This window comes from Rhodoferax sp. RT4P68 (assembly GCF_056521305.1).
Window position 1 is genome coordinate 78,248 of record NZ_JBWMBB010000005.1, and the last position, 16,326, is coordinate 94,573.

At 68.7% G+C, this 16,326-nt stretch carries 12 protein-coding genes; 5 read left to right on the forward strand and 7 right to left on the reverse strand.

Annotation, left to right across the window (positions count from 1 at the left end):
* Window positions 1-156 precede the first annotated feature (156 nt).
* Window positions 157-1,170, forward strand: coding sequence for a LacI family DNA-binding transcriptional regulator (locus tag AC099J_RS12325; protein ID WP_479615548.1), 1,014 nt, complete (start codon window positions 157-159; stop codon window positions 1,168-1,170).
* Window positions 1,171-1,178: 8 nt separating this feature from the next.
* Here AC099J_RS12325 and AC099J_RS12330 read toward each other — a convergent pair whose 3' ends face one another.
* The 3 genes from AC099J_RS12330 to AC099J_RS12340 form a co-directional block, all read right to left on the reverse strand.
* Window positions 1,179-2,195, reverse strand: coding sequence for a dimethyl sulfoxide reductase anchor subunit family protein (locus AC099J_RS12330; RefSeq protein ID WP_479615549.1), 1,017 nt, complete (start codon window positions 2,193-2,195; stop codon window positions 1,179-1,181).
* Window positions 2,192-2,986: a 4Fe-4S dicluster domain-containing protein gene (locus AC099J_RS12335; RefSeq protein ID WP_479615550.1), complete on the reverse strand. Its 795-nt coding sequence runs from the start codon at window positions 2,984-2,986 to the stop codon at window positions 2,192-2,194. The genes AC099J_RS12330 and AC099J_RS12335 overlap by 4 nt, the downstream gene beginning before the upstream one ends.
* A gap of 79 nt (window positions 2,987-3,065) precedes the next feature.
* On the reverse strand, window positions 3,066-6,008 hold the full coding sequence (locus AC099J_RS12340; protein ID WP_479615551.1) for a molybdopterin oxidoreductase family protein: 2,943 nt from the start codon (window positions 6,006-6,008) through the stop codon (window positions 3,066-3,068).
* Window positions 6,009-6,091: 83 nt separating this feature from the next.
* On the opposite strand from AC099J_RS12340, the gene AC099J_RS12345 reads away from it, so the two are divergent.
* Window positions 6,092-7,030 carry a LysR family transcriptional regulator gene (locus AC099J_RS12345; RefSeq protein ID WP_479615552.1) on the forward strand — a complete coding sequence of 313 codons (939 nt, stop codon included), beginning with the start codon at window positions 6,092-6,094 and terminating at the stop codon, window positions 7,028-7,030.
* A gap of 26 nt (window positions 7,031-7,056) precedes the next feature.
* On the opposite strand, the gene AC099J_RS12350 is transcribed toward AC099J_RS12345, so the two are convergent.
* Together AC099J_RS12350 and AC099J_RS12355 are read right to left on the reverse strand one after the other, a co-directional pair.
* A complete protein-coding gene (locus AC099J_RS12350) occupies window positions 7,057-8,214 on the reverse strand; it encodes an MFS transporter (protein WP_479615553.1) in 1,158 nt (385 codons plus the stop codon).
* Window positions 8,215-8,333: 119 nt separating this feature from the next.
* Window positions 8,334-10,178, reverse strand: a complete 1,845-nt coding sequence (locus tag AC099J_RS12355) for a sensor histidine kinase (RefSeq protein ID WP_479615554.1) — start codon at window positions 10,176-10,178, stop codon at window positions 8,334-8,336.
* 106 nt (window positions 10,179-10,284) lie between these two features.
* Here AC099J_RS12355 and AC099J_RS12360 point away from each other — a divergent pair, with 106 nt between their 5' ends.
* Both AC099J_RS12360 and AC099J_RS12365 read left to right on the forward strand, forming a co-directional pair.
* Complete coding sequence (locus AC099J_RS12360; protein ID WP_479615555.1) at window positions 10,285-10,971, forward strand: response regulator; 687 nt, start codon at window positions 10,285-10,287, stop codon at window positions 10,969-10,971.
* Window positions 10,972-10,980: 9 nt separating this feature from the next.
* Window positions 10,981-12,405 carry an FAD-binding oxidoreductase gene (locus tag AC099J_RS12365; protein WP_479615556.1) on the forward strand — a complete coding sequence of 475 codons (1,425 nt, stop codon included), beginning with the start codon at window positions 10,981-10,983 and terminating at the stop codon, window positions 12,403-12,405.
* A gap of 18 nt (window positions 12,406-12,423) precedes the next feature.
* Here AC099J_RS12365 and AC099J_RS12370 read toward each other — a convergent pair whose 3' ends face one another.
* Window positions 12,424-13,689 (reverse strand): hypothetical protein, encoded by a 1,266-nt coding sequence (locus AC099J_RS12370; protein WP_479615557.1) that lies wholly within the window; start codon window positions 13,687-13,689, stop codon window positions 12,424-12,426.
* Window positions 13,690-14,054: 365 nt separating this feature from the next.
* On the opposite strand from AC099J_RS12370, the gene AC099J_RS12375 reads away from it, so the two are divergent.
* Complete coding sequence (locus AC099J_RS12375) at window positions 14,055-15,224, forward strand: glycerophosphodiester phosphodiesterase (RefSeq protein ID WP_479615558.1); 1,170 nt, start codon at window positions 14,055-14,057, stop codon at window positions 15,222-15,224.
* A gap of 73 nt (window positions 15,225-15,297) precedes the next feature.
* Here AC099J_RS12375 and AC099J_RS12380 read toward each other — a convergent pair whose 3' ends face one another.
* On the reverse strand, window positions 15,298-16,317 hold the full coding sequence (locus tag AC099J_RS12380; protein WP_479615559.1) for an acyltransferase: 1,020 nt from the start codon (window positions 16,315-16,317) through the stop codon (window positions 15,298-15,300).
* Between the last annotated feature and the right edge of the window lie 9 nt (window positions 16,318-16,326).

The following is a 16,326-nucleotide window of genomic DNA, read 5'->3' on the forward strand; positions in this document are numbered from 1 at the left end:
TGCCATTATTTTGCAGGGCCTTGCATTTCCGTGTCAACGCGCGTTACTTGGGAGTGGACCCTTTCTAGGGAAAACGACAGGAAGATCCCGTCGGGCACCTACACTTTGCAACGTATGCGCTTGCATCATTGAGCTACTTTTCAGGACGATCCACGCATGCGCAACCGGATTCGCATCGAAGATGTCGCCCACGCGGTGGGCATGTCCACGGCCACGGTGTCCAGGGCCCTGTCGCGGCCCGACAGAGTCAGCACGCAGACGCGCGATCTGGTGCAGCAAGCGGTTGCCAAACTGGGCTATGTGCCCGACGCGGCCGGTCGGGCGCTGGCCTCGGGGCGCACCCGCACGGTGGGCTGTGTGATCCCGACGCTGGACTACGCCATCTTCGCGCGCAGCACGCACGCGCTGCAGGTGGCGCTGGCCGAAGCCGGCTACCAGCTGCTGGTGGCCAGCCACAACTACGACCCTGGGCAGGAGATGGCACTGGTGCAGGCCCTGCAGCAGCGTGGCGTGGACGCACTGGTGCTGGTGGGCGCCGAGCGTGCCGCTGCGGCCTGGAAGGCGCTGCAGAGCTGGGGCAACCCGGTGCTGCTGACCTGGGCCTGCGACCCGCGCTTGCCCTCGGTGGGCTTTGACAACCATGCCATCGCCGCGCTGGCCACCCGGCATCTGCTGGAGCAAGGGCACCGGCGCATCGCGATGATCACCGGCTTCACTGCCCACAACGACCGTGCCCGCGCGCGGGTGGCCGGTGTCCGCGACACGCTGGCGGCCGCGCGCCTGAAACTGCCCGCCACGGCGGTGAGCGAGCAGGCCCTGGCCATCAGCGGCGGCCGCCTGGGGCTGGCCGCCCTGCTGGCTACACGGCCCGCGCCCACGGCCATCGTCTGCGGCAACGATCTGCTGGCCGCCGGGGCACTGCTCGAAGCGCAGCGGCGCGGCCTGCGCGTGCCTGGAGACCTGTCGATCTGCGGCATCGACAACCATGAGCTGGCCGCCGAGATGAATCCGGGCCTGACCACCATCAGCCTGCCCACGCACGACCTGGGCAGCATCGCTGCGGCGCAACTGCTCAGCACGCTGGCCGGCAAACCGATTGCACAGCAGTCGCTGCTGCCTTTCGAGTTGCTGGTGCGGGGCACCACCGGCCCGCCCGCCCAGGCGTCCTGAGCGGCCGGTCACGAGACGACCTGGTAGTACAGGTTCTGCGGGTGCCGCGCCTGCGCGAAGAAGAACCAGCGCTCGGCCAACAGCCCCGGCACCTGCAGGGCGACGGCCAGCGCCCAGGCGCCAGCCGGCCCCCCGGCCAGGGCCCAGGCCGCACACAGCGCCGGCAGCACGAATGCGCACAGCAGGAACAGCCACTTCAGGTTCTTCAGGAAGGATGCCGTGCGGCCGTGGAAGAACTCGCGCGTGTTGAACGCCCCGGCCGACATGCCCATGGACTTCTGCACCAGCTGCGGTGTGCGGATGCCGGTGGCGCTGTGCAGCGTGGACTTCGGTTTCAGCTTCGCATTGCGCGCCAGTGTGATGGCACGCGCCACCAGCGCGGCCAGCAGCACGACCAGCGCCGCCGGCCCTGTCATGCGCAGCAGGGCCGCCTCGCCGGCGCCGGCCGCCAGCGCACTGGCCAGCAGCAGGCCCGAGCCCAGGCCGATCAGCGTGAAATTCACCAGCGTGAGCGGCTGCGCCCACTCCTGGATGAAGCGCAGGCAGGCGTAAATCATCGCCGTGCACAGCCACAGCAGCGCTGCCAGCACCAGGGCGCCCACCGGCAGCCAGATGGCCGCCGCTTCACTGCCGTGCAGCCAGGTGGCTGCCGCATCGCCACCTTGCAGCCAGGTGGCCGCCGCATCGCCGCCCTGCAGCCACGCAGGCCCCGCGGCGGCGTCCGGCAGCAGCGCCCGCCACAGCAGCGTCCAGCCGATGAAGGCCGGCAGCACCAGGCATTCGCGCGACAGCCACGACGTGCGCCACATCAGCACGGCACGCCAGGCGCGTTCCTTGCGGCCCAGGTGACCGAACGACGACAGCAGGCCGACGGTGGCCATCGCGCTGGCCAACAGCAGCGCACCCGACACGAAGCCGCGCGCCATGCCCACCCCCGCCAGCGTGGCGATGGCCAACGCCACCACCAGGCCCTGGGCGGCGCCGGCGACGACGGTGAACACCACGACGGACATGGCCGGGTTCATGGCTGCGCCCCCGGGCCCTGCCCGGCAACCTGCGTGATGCGGCGCGGCAGGTATTGATTGGCGGGCAGGGTCTCCCACTCGGGCATCAGCGCGTAGCCGCCGCGCTCGCGAATCGCAACGGAGACGTCACTGTTCGGGTCTTTCACATCACCGAACAAGCGCGCATTCGTCGGGCAGGCCTTCACGCAGGCGGGCTTGCGGTCTTCCTCGGCCAGCTTCTGGTCGTACACGCGGTCGACGCACAGCGTGCACTTCGTCATGACCTGGCGTTCCTCGTCCAGCTCGCGCGCGCCATAGGGGCAGGCCCAGGCGCAGTACTTGCACCCGATGCACTTGTCGTAGTCGACCAGCACGATGCCGTCTTCGGCGCGCTTGTAGCTTGCGCCAGTGGGACAGACCGGCACGCAGGGCGGGTCTTCGCAGTGCAGGCAGCTCTTGGGGAAGTGCACCGTGTCCGTCAACGGAAACACGCCGGCCTCGTAGGTCTGCACGCGGTTGAAGAAGGTGCCGGTGGGGTCGGCCCCGTAGGCACGTTGGTCGGCCAGCGGGCCGGCGGAGCCCGAGGTGTTCCACTCCTTGCATGAGGTCACACAGGCGTGGCAGCCGACGCAAACATTCAGGTCGATGACGAGCGCGAGCTGTTTGGCCAGCGTGTCGCCGGGCTGCCAACGGGCGCTCTTGCGGGCACTGGCGCGGGCCACTGGGGCACCGCCCTGGCCCGCGCGCGGGCCAGGGGATTCGGTGCTCGCCAAGGCGTGGGGCTGCAGCAGATCTTTGAGCCACTGGATCATGACCGCGCTCTCCGGTCGCCCGAGGGCAAGCGAGCGCTCCCTGTAGCGCCATTGCATTGCAAAACGGTGCCGATGGAGTTCATTTTTTTGCTCCTGCAAAGTAGGCCAGCACGCGTTGCGCCTTGCCCAGCACGCCGGGGGCCGCTGGCGTGCCTGCGAATTGCGGATACGTCTCCTGCGCTTCGTCGGGCGCTGCGGGCCGTATGCGCACCCGCACGTCGTACCAGCCGGCCTGGCCGGTGATCGGGTCCGAGTTGCTGATGGTGCCGGCCGGCGTTCCCGCACACGGCAGCTCCTCACGGATCAGGTGGTTCAGCAGAAAGCCCTTGCGCGCCTCGTCCGCACCGGGCGCGAGCTGCCAGGCGCTGTCGGCCTTGCCGATGGCGTTCCAGGTCCACACCGTGCCGGGCTCCACCGCCTCGCTGAAGCGCAGCATGCAGCGCACCTTGCCCCACGGACTCTCCACCCAGCACCAACCTCCGTCGGCGATGCCGGCAGCCTGCGCGGTCTTGGGGTTCACGTGCAGGTAGTTGTGGCTGTGGATCTGACGCAGCCAGGCGTTCTGCGAGTCCCAGGAGTGGTACATGGCCATGGGCCGCTGCGTGACCGCATTGAGCGGGTAGCCCTTGAGATCGGTCGCGGCCTCTTCCAGCGGCGCATACCAGAACGGCAGCGGGTCGAAGTAGGTCGCGATGCGCTCGCGCAGGTGCGCGGGCGGCTGGCGGCCTGCGGTCTTGCCCTGGGCCGCAAGGCGGAAGCTCTGCAGCGTGTCGCTGTACAGCGCGAGCTGCACCGGGTCGTTCTTCTGGCGCCAGCCTTTGTCCTTGGCGAAGTCCAGGTAGGCGCGGTTCCAGTTGCGCATGTAGTGCATGCCCTCTGGCATGTGGTACTGGAACACGCAGTTGTTCTGCGCGTACATCTCCCACTGTTTCGGGTTGGGTTCGCCGCGCAGATGGTCCGTGCCGTCCTTGCCGCGCCAGCCCAGCAGAAAGCCGATGCCCGGCGCCGGCTGGAAGTTGACGACGAAGTCCGGGTAGTCCTTGAACTTGCGGCCGCCCTCGGCCGTGGTGAAGGCCGGAAACTTCAGGCGCGAGCCCAGCTCAATCAACACCTCCTGAAAGGGCCGGCATTGCCCCGTGGGCGGCAGCACCGGCACGCGCACCGAATCCACCGGCCCTTCGAACTCGGAGATCGGCCGGTCCAGCATGCTCATCACGTCGTGCCGCTCCAGGTAGGTGGTGTCGGGCAGCACCAGGTCGGCAAAGGCCACGGTCTCGCTCTGGAACGCGTCGCACACGATCAGGAACGGGATCTGGTAGTTGCCCTTCTCGTCCTTCCTGTTCAGCATCTCGCGCACGCCCGAGGTGTTCATGCTGCTGTTCCAGGCCATGTTGGCCATGAAGATCATCAGCGTGTCGAGCCGGTACGGGTCGCCGCGCGCGGCGTTGGTGATGACGTTGTGCATCATCCCGTGCGCCGACAGCGGGTGCTCCCACGAGAAGGCATGGTCGATGCGGATCGGTGAGCCGTCGGGGTAGATCGCCAGCTCGTCCGGGTTGGCCGGAAAGCCCAGCGGCGCCGCGTTCAGTGGCGTGTTCGGCTGGATCATGGCCGGGTCGTTGAAGGCCCGGTAGTTCGGCACGATGTGCCGCGGATACGGCGCCTTGTGGCGAAAACCGCCCGGCCGGTCGATGGTGCCGAGCGCGCTCATCAGCACGGCCAGTGCGCGCACGGTCTGAAAACCGTTGGAATGCGCCGCCAGGCCGCGCATGGCGTGGAAGGCCACGGGCCGGCCGATGGTGGTGGCGTGCTGCTTGCCCCAGGCGTCTTCCCAGGGGATGGGGAGCTCGAAGGCCTGGTGCATCGCGGTCTCGCCCATTTCGCGCGCCAGTTGGCGGATGCGCTCTGCCGGGATGCCGGTGATGCCCTCGGCCCACTCCGGCGTGCAGGTTGCCACGCGCTCGCGCAGCAGCTGGAACGAGGGCGCCACGCGCGTGCCGTCTTCCAAGGTGTAGTGGCCTTCCAGCGCTGGGTCGCAGCCGTCGGCAATGCCCTCCGGGTAGGCGTTCAGCGCACGCCCGCTGTTCTTGCACCAGATCAGCTTGTTGTGCGGGTGGCGGCCGTCGCCGGGTGGGCCTTTCGTGGGATCGGGGTCGAACGCGAACATACCCTCCCGGTCGCAGTCGTCCAGCACCACGAGCTGCGGCGCGTTCGTGAACCGCTTGAGGAAGTCGTGGTCGATCAGGTCGCTGGCGAACAGTTCGTGCAGCAGCGCCATGAGCAGGGCGCCGTCGGTGCCGGGCTTGATGGGAATCCACTCGTCGGCAATCGCCGAGTAACCGGTGCGGATCGGGTTGATCGAGATGAAGCGGCCGCCATCGCGTTTGAACTTGCCGAGCGCCATCTTCATCGGGTTGCTGTGGTGGTCCTCGGCGGTGCCGATCATCACGAACAGCTTGGCCCGCTCCAGGTCCGGCCCGCCGAATTCCCAGAAGCTGCCACCGATGGTGTAGATCATGCCGGCCGCCATGTTCACCGAGCAGAAGCCGCCATGCGCCGCGTAGTTGGGCGTGCCGAACTGGCGCGCGAACAGCCCTGTCAGCGCCTGCATCTGGTCGCGACCGGTGAACAGCGCGAACTTCTTGGGATCGGTCGCGCGGATCCTGGCAAGACGCTCGGTCATCAGCGCCATGGCTTCGTCCCACGAGATCGGCTCGAACTCGCCTGCACCGCGCTCAGCGCCCCGCTTGCGCCTGAGCGGCTGCGTGAGCCGCGCCGGCGAGTACTGCTTCATGATCCCGGCCGACCCCTTGGCGCAGATCACCCCCTTGTTCAGCGGGTGGTTGGGGTTGCCGTCGATGTAGCGCAGCTCGGGGCCCTGCTCGCCCTCGCGCAGGTGCACGCGGATGCCGCAGCGGCAGGCGCACATGTAGCAGGTCGTCGTCTTTACCGTCGTCGCGTCGGTGGGCGTCGGGGCGGCCAGCGGGTCATGGACGGGCTCGGGCGAGAGGAACTTGAACATGCGGGCCGACCTCTTGCAGTGCGTGGGGTGGGTAGATCCTAGGCAGCCCGAACCAAACAGGAAAGTCGATAATATTTCTTACGATGATCGATAAAACAGGTCAGCAAGACACCCGGCTGCGGCTGCATCTGCGCCAGCTGGAAGTGTTCGTCGCCACCGCCCGCGAGGGTTCGACGCGCGCCGCAGCCGAGCGCGTGGCGCGTTCGCAGTCGGCCGCCAGCGCCGCGTTGGCCGACCTGGAGACAGCGCTGGGTGCGGCGCTGTTCGATCGCGTCGGCCGGCGCCTGCTGATCAACGAGAACGGGCGTGCCCTGCTGCCGCGCGCGCAGCGGCTGCTGGAGCAGGCGGCCGAAGTGCAGGCCCTGTTCACCGGCGAGCACGCGGCGCCGCTGCATGTGGCGGCCAGCTTCACCATCGGCGAATACCTGCTGCCCGAACTGGTGGCGCAATGGTCGCGCTTGCACCCGGCCAGCCGCATCCGGCTGCGCATCGCCAACACGCAGGACGTCATCGGCGCCGTGGCGGGCTTCGAGGTGGACGTCGGTTTCATCGAAGGGCCGCAGACCCACCCCGATCTGGTCACGCATGCGTGGCGCAACGATGAGCTGGTGGTGGTGGCGGCGCCCTCACACCCGCTGGCCGGTCGCGTGGCGACGGCGCGTCAACTGTCCGAGGCGAGCTGGATCGTGCGTGAGCGCGGTTCCGGCACGCGCCAGGCGACCGATGCCTGGCTGCTTGCGCACCTGGATCGTTTCGATGTGGTCCACGAACTGGGCAGCACCGAGGCCATCAAGCGGCTGGTGGCGGCCGGCGCCGGGTTGGGTTGCCTCTCGCGCCCAACCGCCGCGTCCGCGCTGTCAGAGCGTTGGCTGGTCGAGCTGCGCAACCGGCTGCCCACGGCCACGCGCCAACTGGCCATGGTGGTGCACCGCGCCAAGCACCTCGGCCCGGCCACGCAGGGGTTCATGCGCCACTGCGCAGGGGCCACCGGCGCCCGGGCGGCGGTGCGACCACGCACGTAGCGCAGGCCCGCCCGCGTGAGGCGCCCTCAGCGCCCCCCGCGCAGCAGCAGTGCCTGCGCCACGCAGCTGAGCGTGCAGAACGACAGCATCAACAGCGCCATCCACACCGGCCCCTGCAGCGGCACCAGGCCGACGACGAAGCCGCCGATGGAGCCCACCAGCTGTTGCATCAGCCCCGCGACAGCTGCGGCGGAGCCGGCCAGCGCCGGCACCAGGCCCACGGTGCCGGTCAGCGCGGGCGGCAGCAGCAGGCCGTTGCCGATGCCCATCAAGAGCAGGGGCAACGCCAGCGTCAGCGGCGTGTGCATGCCGGCCAGGCCGAAGCCCAGCACGATGACGATGCCGCACAGCGTGCTGGCCTGCCCGATCTTCATGAGGAAGGCGTCGCTTTTGCCATGGCGCAGCAGGCGCTGTGTCAGCAGGTTGCCAAACACATAGGCCACGGGCGGGGTCATCACGTACAGGCCGATGTGCTCGGGCCGCACGCCGTAGCCGGCCAGCACGATGGGCGCACCGCCGAGGAAGGTGTAGAACGACGCCGAGGTCAGCGCCAGGATGGTCACGTACAGCACGAACGAGGGCTCGCGCAGCAGCCGCGCATAGCCGGCCCGCAAGGCGCGCCAGCCGCCGGCACGGGCTGCGGCGCCGGGCCGCGTGGACGGCAAGCCGTACCAGGCGGCCACGAACAGCAGCACCGCCAGCGCCGCCATCAGCACAAAGCTGGCCTGCCAGCCGACCCGCGTGTGCAACTGGCCGCCCAGCAGCATGGCGGCCGGCGGACACAGGCCCATCATCATGCCGATGAAGGCCATCACGCGGGTGCGCTCGGCGCCGACGAACACGTCCTGCACGATGGCGCGGCCGATCACCATGCCGGCCGCGCAGCCGGCGCCCTGCACCACGCGCGCCAGGTTCAGAGCCCACAGGCTGGTGGCCAGTGCCGCCGCCACCGAGCCTGCGAACGCCAGCACCAGACCCACCAGCAGCACCGGCTTGCGGCCCACGCGGTCGGACAGCGCCCCATACACCAGCTGCAGCACACCATAGGCCGCCACGTAGCCGGCAAAGCCGATCTGCACCTGTGCCCGCGTGGCGTCGAACATGGCCGGCCAGTCCTGCATGGAAGGCAGGCAGATGGTCATCGCCAACAGGCCGAACGCCAGCTGGGCTACAAGGTTGGCCACGAGCCAGGGGGAGGAGGTCGGGGTCGCGGAAGTTGGATTCATCAGGGCAGTCGAAGGCGAGCCGCGCATGATGCCCCAAGGGCGCCATGGCTGCCGAGGGCGCGCCGTGCGCCCGGCCGTCATGGTGCCAGCGGCAGCTCGATGGCGTAGGCCGTGCCGCGCTGCCCGCTGCTGTCCAGCGCCAGCGCGCCGCCCAGCTCCTCGATGCGCCGGCGCAGCGACGCACTACCCACGCCGGGCCTGGTGGCCACCGGGCAGTAGCCGATGCCGTCGTCCTGGAACGACAGCATCAGCACACGCCGTGGCGCGGCGCCATGGGCAATGCGCACCGTCACCCGGCGCGCCCGCGCGTGGCGGATGACGTTGGTGCACAGCTCGAAGATCAGCCGCTGCAGCGTCAGCGCGTGCGCCGGGTCCAGCGGCGGCAACCGCTCGTCCAGTTGCATCTGCCAGTCCAGGTCGATGCCGCAACGCTGCAGTCGGGTCTGGATGCGGTAGCGCACATGGCCCAGCAGCTGGGCCAGGTCGCCGTCGAAATCGTCCGCGCTGTCCACCAGCATGCGCATCTGCTCGATGGTCGTGCGCACCTCCGTCGTCAGCGCGTGGCGCTGGATGTCGCCGTGCTCCACCATGGCCAGCAAGCCGCTCAACTGAAAGCCCATGCTGTCGTGCAGGTCCTGCATCAGGCGCTGGCGCTCGTGCTGGTGCGCGGTCTGCAGGATCTGCTGCTGGCGCGCCTCGAACTGCGCCGCCAGTTCGGCCGTCTTGCGCGCCAGGTCGTCTGCCAGCTGCGCGCGCAGCCCGGATTCCTGGCGCACCTTCTCCATGTAGCGCAGCACCAGGATCCAGGCCATGGCCAACATGAAGATCAGCAGCGAGAAGCGTGCCAGGCCCACCGCGCCATAGCCCGTGGGGCTGTAGAACACCAGGATATGGTCGTAGACCGCCAGGGCCACGCTGGTCGAGCCGGCGATCGCCAGTGTGGCGTTCACCGCAGTGCGCCTGCGGTACCACGCGTACACCACCAACAGACACAGTCCCGTGCCATAGATCACCATCAGCATGGTCCAGATCTGCCGGGCGGCCACGATGCGGCCGAAGGCGTGCAACGGCACCAGCACCACGGTCGCGGCCACCAGGGTCAGCGTCGCCACCCGCACGGCGCCGGAGCGATGGCCCGCAACCTGCGTGGCAAAGCAGCACAGGCACACCAGGTACGCGGCGTAGCAGGTGTCCAGCAGCCAGCCCCACAGCCGGTAGTCGAACGGCGGCGTCACCACCAGCGCATAGCTGGTGCGCAGCGCGCAGAAGGCGCAGGCCAGCGCAAACAGCACGATGGTGCGGTCCCGCGTCATGCGGGCCAGCGCGGCTGAAATGGCGCCCAGCACCAGCGCGGTGAACACCGTCACGAACGAGCCCCAGATCTGCAGCATCTCGCGCTGCAGGAACAACGGGCGCACCTGGTGCGCCGGCCCCACATACAGCATCGAAACCCCGGCAAAGCGCCCCAGCTCGCCCTGCACCACCAGGCTCAGCCGGTTCACGCCCGGGACGATCCAGTCGCGCGGCAGCGCCAGGTAGTGCGGCTGCTGGGCGTAGTCCGACGTGTCGTCGGCAAAATAGCCGAAGTGCCCGACGGCGCGCCCGTTCAGCTGCACCTCGAACCGGTTGCCCGCGCGCGGGATGTACAGGCTCCAGGCTTCGTGCACGCCCTCGGTGGGCACATGGAAGGTGCTGTGGTAGAGCCAGGTGCCTTCCAGGCCCTGCTTGTTCCAGACATCCGGCAATGCCACGGCCTGCGCGGTGAGGGAGCCATCGGACCGCGAGCCATGCACCGGCGCACGTTCGGCGGTGTCGATCACCAGCACCTGGGCGCGCGCAGGCGGCGCCCACAGTGCCACCGACAGGGCTGCCAGCAGCAGCCAAGCCCGCCAACCCACGTCGCTGATCCACCGGTGACACATGTCAAGAATTGTCCGGTTCGGTGCGCGGCGTGTGTGCGGTCTGCTCGTGCCGACATCCTCCAATTGGAGGACGGCCGATGTGGGACCCCCTCCTATCATGGGTTGCATGACCGGGCCATCTGCTGCATCCATCACCGTCGTGATCGTCGAGGACGACCCCGCCTCGCTGCAGCGCTTCGTGCAGGCCGTGCACTCCGCGCCCGACATGCAGGTCCAGCAAACCTTCACCAACGGCCGCGACGCACTGGCCTGGCTGGAGCATCACGCGCCCGACGTGCTGCTGACCGACCTGGGCCTGCCCGATCTGCCGGGCCTGGCCGTCATCACCTATTGCGCCCAGCGCCACGTGCGCACCGAGATCATGGTCATCACCATGTACGAGGATGAGGCGCACGTGCTGCGCAGCCTGGAGGCCGGGGCTGGCGGCTACCTGCTCAAGGACAGCAGCAGCGACGAGATCCCCGCGCGCATCCGCGAGCTGCGGGCCGGCGGTGCGCCGATGACACCGGTGATCGCGCGGCAGGTGCTGCGCCGCTTTCGGCTGACACCGTCCGCCGGCCAGCCCGCGCCGCTGCCGGCCATGCTGACACCGCGCGAGACGGCCGTGCTGAACCATGTGGCGCGCGGCTTCAGCCACGCCGAGATCGCGCGGCTGGAGGGCGTGGCCGTCAGCACGATTGCCACGCACATCCGCCACATCTACGAAAAACTCGCCGTGCATTCGCGCAGCGAGGCGGTGTTCGAGGCGCAGCAAATGGGGCTGATCGACTCGCACGCGTTCCGCAGACCTTGAAGGACCACCATGACCCTGCCCATCGAAGACCTGGTCGGACTCAACCGCACCATGGTGCGCGACATGCCGATCCTGGACCACGCGGACATGGCCACGCGGCTGCTGCAAGGCGCGAGCACGACAGCGCCACTCTCGCTGGCCGGCATGCGCCACAGCCAGGGCGGGCACACGATGGCAGAGCAGGGCCGCATGCTGTTGACGGCGAATTTGAACCAGACCATCGCCGTGGCGCAGGACCGCAAGACGGTGACGGTCGATGCCGGCGTTACCTGGAGCGCGCTGCACCGCGTGCTGTCGCCGCTCGGCTTGGCCCCGGCCGTGCACCAGTCCAGCCCGCACTTCACGGTCGGCGGCTCGATCAGCGTGAACTGCCATGGGCGCGACCCGCGCTGCGGCCCCGTATCCACCACCGTGCGCAGCATGCGCGTGCTGTGCGGCGATGGGCGCGAACTGACGGCCTCGCCCACCGAGAACGCAGACCTGTTCCGCGCCGTCATCGGAGGCTATGGCAGTTGCGGGCTGATCCTGCAGGCCACGTTGGATGTGGTGCCGAATGTGCTTCTGCGGCAGCAGGGCACGAAAATCGGATTGACCGGTCTGGCGCAGGGCCTATGCGACCTCGCCAGGGCCAAGGGCAACTTCAAGGACGCACACCTGTTCTACGGCTGGCTCTGCTGCGTGAGCGGTGAGCGCGCAGGTTCCGCGTACCACTTCTACGATACGGCCATAGCGGTGCAATACCTGCACACCGGCGCCACGGCGGCGGCCGATACGCCGCTACAGGAAGACGCCTGGGGAGAATCGGAGATGCTGCGCGCCGGCTGGTCGGCTGCCCGCAGCGATGTGGACGTGCGCGTGCGCGCGTGGCAAGTGCTGGCGACCCAGTTCACCACGCAGGACTCGGCACTGCACCCGCCCAAGATCAAGTCGCGCGTGAACTGGTTGCGCGCCTCGGTCGATTTCGCGGGTCAGCGCGACGGCGCGCGTTGCGACGTGTTGCTGGAGTATTTCCTGCCGGCCGACGATGGCCCGACGCTGGTCGACCAGATCCGCCACCTCGGCGGCATCTTTCAAGACGGCGGCGCCAACATCCTCAGCACCACGCTGCGCCTGGTGCGCGCTGACACCGCGCAACCCTGGCTGGCGTACTGCGCCGCCAGGCCCATGGTGTGCTTGGCCATCGATGTGGACATCGGCACCACGACCAGCGCAGACCAGGGCCGCACGCCGGATGCCGACGCCTACCGCTGGGTGACTGCGGCCACGCGCTTCGTGCTGGACCAGCGAGGCAGCTACTACCTGCCCTACTTCGGCTTTGCGGACAACAGTTTCTTCCAGAAGGCCTACCCCGGCTGGACCGACCAGGCCAAGGCCATCGCCACCTACAACCCGCAGCGCAAGTTCTGGAACCGCTTCCTGGCGCAGTATTTCTGAACACCAGGGCGCCCGGCCTCAGACAGGCCGGGGCATGTAGTCAGGCGTGCCCCCGGCGTCGCGCCGCACGAGCCGCTGGCACGCGTAGAGCATGGGCAGCGTCAGCAGGAAGAAGGGCTTGTTGCGGATGCGCTCGCGAAAGCCCTCGGCCTGCACGGCCGCGTGCATGCGCGCAACGAACTGCGTGCTGCCCAGCAACGCGCTGTTGTCGAGCAGCCATTCCCACTGGCAATGCTGGTTCAGCCCCATGGCGTCGCCGCCCAGCTCCCAGAACACGCGGTGCACGAACTCGGCACAGTAGAAGCGGCCGGTCTCGCCGAATGTGGGGTCGTCGAAAAAGCCATAGCGCCGCCCCAGGTACTGCTTGGCCAACGGCACCAGTTGCGCGCGCAGGGCCTCCACCCGGGCCCAGGCCGCAGCGTCGCCGTCGTCCGCCTGCAGCGCCTCGTGCCGGCTGCACCAGACGCTCTCGCCCAGCGCCAGCCGCCGGTTAAGCCAGCCGCGCACGCGCCGCTGGGCCAGCGGCGCCAATGGCTCGTCCTCGACGAAGTACGGATGCAGCGACACGCTGTAGTGCGCATAGTCCGTGGCGTTCGCCTCGATCACCCAGACCTTGCCGGCGGGGTCGTGCGCACCATCGGTCTCACGCAGGACCATGGCCACGTGGCCGACGAAGAAGCCCTCATCGGCCGGCTGGCGCAGAGCCCCGGTCAGCAACTCGCACAGCGGATGCTGCACGAATTCGCGCACCTCCATGCCCAGCCAGTCATCGATCAGCTTGGGAAAGGCCTTGGTCAGGATGAAGAACATCAGCGCAATGCGCACCGGGTCTTCGGCCTCGTCAGTCTTCGCGGCCCCCTTCGTCAGCAATGTGAAACCGAAATCTTCCATCTGCTCCGCCACCGCCAGCTCCTTGGGTGACAGTCCTGCAACTGGCTTGGCAAGCAACCTGAGACGCACACCCAACGCGAGCAGGTCAGGTCCCGACCCGATCGGGTGCTCCGCCGCGCTGGGGCGCGCCAGCAGTCCGCTGACGTCGTAGGCAACGCCTTTGCGGGCCGCATGCACCAGTTCCGGGTCGAGGAAGTCCGCCATCTTCTCGCGCCCGCCTGGCACGCCCAGAGTAGCGCGCGCGTTGGTCCGCAGCGAGAGCGTCGTCAACGCCGCCGCATGGCCAGACCAGAGCATGTGCGACGACGCCAGCCCCGCGTCGGGCATCGCCTTGGGAAACAGCAGATCCCCCGTCTGCAAGAGCTCGGGCGCAGGGTAGTGGAGGGTCGGCATCGGCGCTGTCCTGTCAAGGTGGGTCATGTGGCGGATCAACACCATCATGGATGCCACCCGCCGCCCCGCCATCCACCGATTCGATGATGCGCGCCCGGCATGGCGTTTGCGTTCCCGGCTGACCGCCTACGGCCTGCCCTTCCAACTCCGCCGTGCACCGTCGCCACCTGCTCGCCGCCCTGGCCGCAACCCGCTGCGCGCTGCGCACGCGGGGTGGGCGCCACCAACCCTCCCCCACCTTGCCGCCCCGCCGCCGCCGCGCGAAGATGCGCGTCGCCCTTGTCACCGATCGGTCACAACAGCATCACCGTTCTGCCACACAGACCAGTGAAACTGGAGGGCTGCACTTCCAACGGAGACACCCCATGCACCACAACACCAAGCACACTCTGCGCGCCCTTGCGCTGGCCCTGGCCGCGGCCACGCTGCTGACCGCCTGCGGCGGCGATGACGACGGCTACCCGACGCTGAATGGCGAGAAGCCGCTGGTCGTCGGCCACCGTGGCGCCAGCGGCTACCGGCCCGAGCATACGCTGGAGAGCTACCTGCTGGCCATCCAGATGGGCGCCGACTTCATCGAGCCCGATCTCGTGGCGACGAAGGACGGCCACCTGGTCGCGCGCCATGAGCCCAACATCACCAACACCACCGACGTCGAGACGCGGCCCGAGTTTGCGGCCCGCCGCACCACCAAGATCGTCGACGGTCAGCCCGAGACCGGCTTCTTCGCCTCCGACTTCACGCTGGCCGAGCTCAAGACCTTGTTCGCCAAGCAGACCAACGCCGCGCGCGACCAGAGCTTCAACCAACAGTTCCGCATCCCCACGCTGCAAGAGGTGCTGGACCTGGCCAAGAGCGAGAGCACGCGCCTGGGCCGCACCATCGGCGTCATCCCCGAGACCAAGCACCCCACCTTCCATGTGGACCTGGGCCTGAAGCTGGAAGACCGGCTGCTCGACATCCTGGCCACCTACGGCTACACGCAGAAGAGCTCGCCCGTCGTCGTGCAGTCGTTCGAGGTCTCGAACCTCAAGTACCTGCGCACCAAGACCCAGATCCGCCTGGTGCAGCTGATCGATGCCAACGACGTCAACGCCGACGGCACCATGGACCTCACAGCCCCCTACGACAAACCCTACGACTTCGCGGTGGCAGGTGACGCGCGCACCTTCGCCAGCCTGCTCACGCCCACGGGCCTGGCCGAGATCAAGACCTACGCCGACATGATCGGCCCGTGGAAGCCCTACCTGATCCCGACCCGCCAGGTCGATGCCAACAACGATGGCCGGCCCGACGACTTGAACGCCGACGGCCGCATCGACGGGCGCGACCGCGTGGTGATGCCGACCACCGATGTCATCAAGAACGCCCACGCCGTCGGGCTGATGGTCGTGCCCTACACCTTCCGCAACGAGCTGCCAGGCCTGCCCTCGGACGACAAGGGCGACCCGGCCAGCGAGTACAAGCGCTTCTACGCAGCCGGGGTGGACGGGCTGTTCAGCGACTTCCCGGACACGGCCGTCGGCGCGCGCTGAACGCACGCGCCCTCTGGTTCACAGCTGCGGCCGGCTGCAGCGGCGCCTCGCGTCGCCGTGGCTCTGGCCCGCCCTACTCCACCAGCTTGCGCGTCACGCGCCAGCGTGCCAGCAGCGTCGTGAAGCCATAGGCCGCCGTGAACACCAACGCCACGTAGCCGATCTCCCACCACGCCTGGCCGCTCCAGCGGCGCTCCAGCGGCACCAGCGAATCCACGAACATCAGGTGCGTGAGGTAGATGCCCAGGCCCGATGCGCCCACCGCCGCCAGACGCGGCATGCGCAGCGCTGGCGCATCGGAGAGCACCACCATCGCCATGCCCAGGCCATAGAAGTAGGTGCCGACCACGTAGTCCTGCGCCATCGTCGTGCCCCAGGTGCTGTGCAGCCACAGCACCTCGGCCGCCTGCAGCAGCACGCCCAGCACAGCCAGCGCGCAGCCCTTGGCCAGCCATGACGGCCGGGGCCCACGCCGCTGCAGCACATAGCCCGTCACGAAGAACAACGTACCGAAAAACGGCCCGAAGCGGAAGATGAAGTTGGCGTGAAAGCCCAGCGGGCTGTCGCGGTAGGCCATGCCCGCCAGCCCCACCGCATACAGCAGCACCGCCAGCACGACCAGCAGCCGCACGCGCCCACGCTCCAGCAGCGCCGCCGACACCCACAGCGCGCACAGCAGCGCCGGCAGGAACCACAGATGCAGGCGCGGCCCCTCCAGCGGGCGCTGCAGCGCGCGCACCAGGTTCCAGTAGATCTCCTGCGGCACCGACCCATGCGAGCCGCCACCCACCGGATAGAACGGCCACAGGTACACCAGCGACCAGGCCACGAACAGGAAGCCGACGCGCCGGCTCGTGCGCTGCGTCGGTGCCATGACACCGGCCGCATCGCTGACCTTCTGCGCCCAGAAGTAGCCCGACAACACGAAGAACAGCGGCACGGCAAAGCGTGCCAGCTGGTTCACCAGCAGCGCCACGTCGACCGCCTGGCCGAGGGGCGAGCCCGCGCGTTCGAACGGTGTCGTGTGGATCGCGATCACGCACACCGTCGCGGCGGCGCGCAGCACATCGACACTCTGAATGCGGCTGTGCACGCGTCGGTC

Coding starts and splice junctions, on each gene's coding strand:
- AC099J_RS12325 (WP_479615548.1), top strand. CDS start 157: ATGCGCAACCGGATTCGCATCGAAGATGTCGCCCACGCGGTGGGCATG.
- AC099J_RS12330 (WP_479615549.1), bottom strand. CDS start 2,195: ATGAACCCGGCCATGTCCGTCGTGGTGTTCACCGTCGTCGCCGGCGCC.
- AC099J_RS12335 (WP_479615550.1), bottom strand. CDS start 2,986: ATGATCCAGTGGCTCAAAGATCTGCTGCAGCCCCACGCCTTGGCGAGC.
- AC099J_RS12340 (WP_479615551.1), bottom strand. CDS start 6,008: ATGTTCAAGTTCCTCTCGCCCGAGCCCGTCCATGACCCGCTGGCCGCC.
- AC099J_RS12345 (WP_479615552.1), top strand. CDS start 6,092: ATGATCGATAAAACAGGTCAGCAAGACACCCGGCTGCGGCTGCATCTG.
- AC099J_RS12355 (WP_479615554.1), bottom strand. CDS start 10,178: ATGTGTCACCGGTGGATCAGCGACGTGGGTTGGCGGGCTTGGCTGCTG.
- AC099J_RS12360 (WP_479615555.1), top strand. CDS start 10,285: ATGACCGGGCCATCTGCTGCATCCATCACCGTCGTGATCGTCGAGGAC.
- AC099J_RS12365 (WP_479615556.1), top strand. CDS start 10,981: ATGACCCTGCCCATCGAAGACCTGGTCGGACTCAACCGCACCATGGTG.
- AC099J_RS12370 (WP_479615557.1), bottom strand. CDS start 13,689: ATGCCGACCCTCCACTACCCTGCGCCCGAGCTCTTGCAGACGGGGGAT.
- AC099J_RS12375 (WP_479615558.1), top strand. CDS start 14,055: ATGCACCACAACACCAAGCACACTCTGCGCGCCCTTGCGCTGGCCCTG.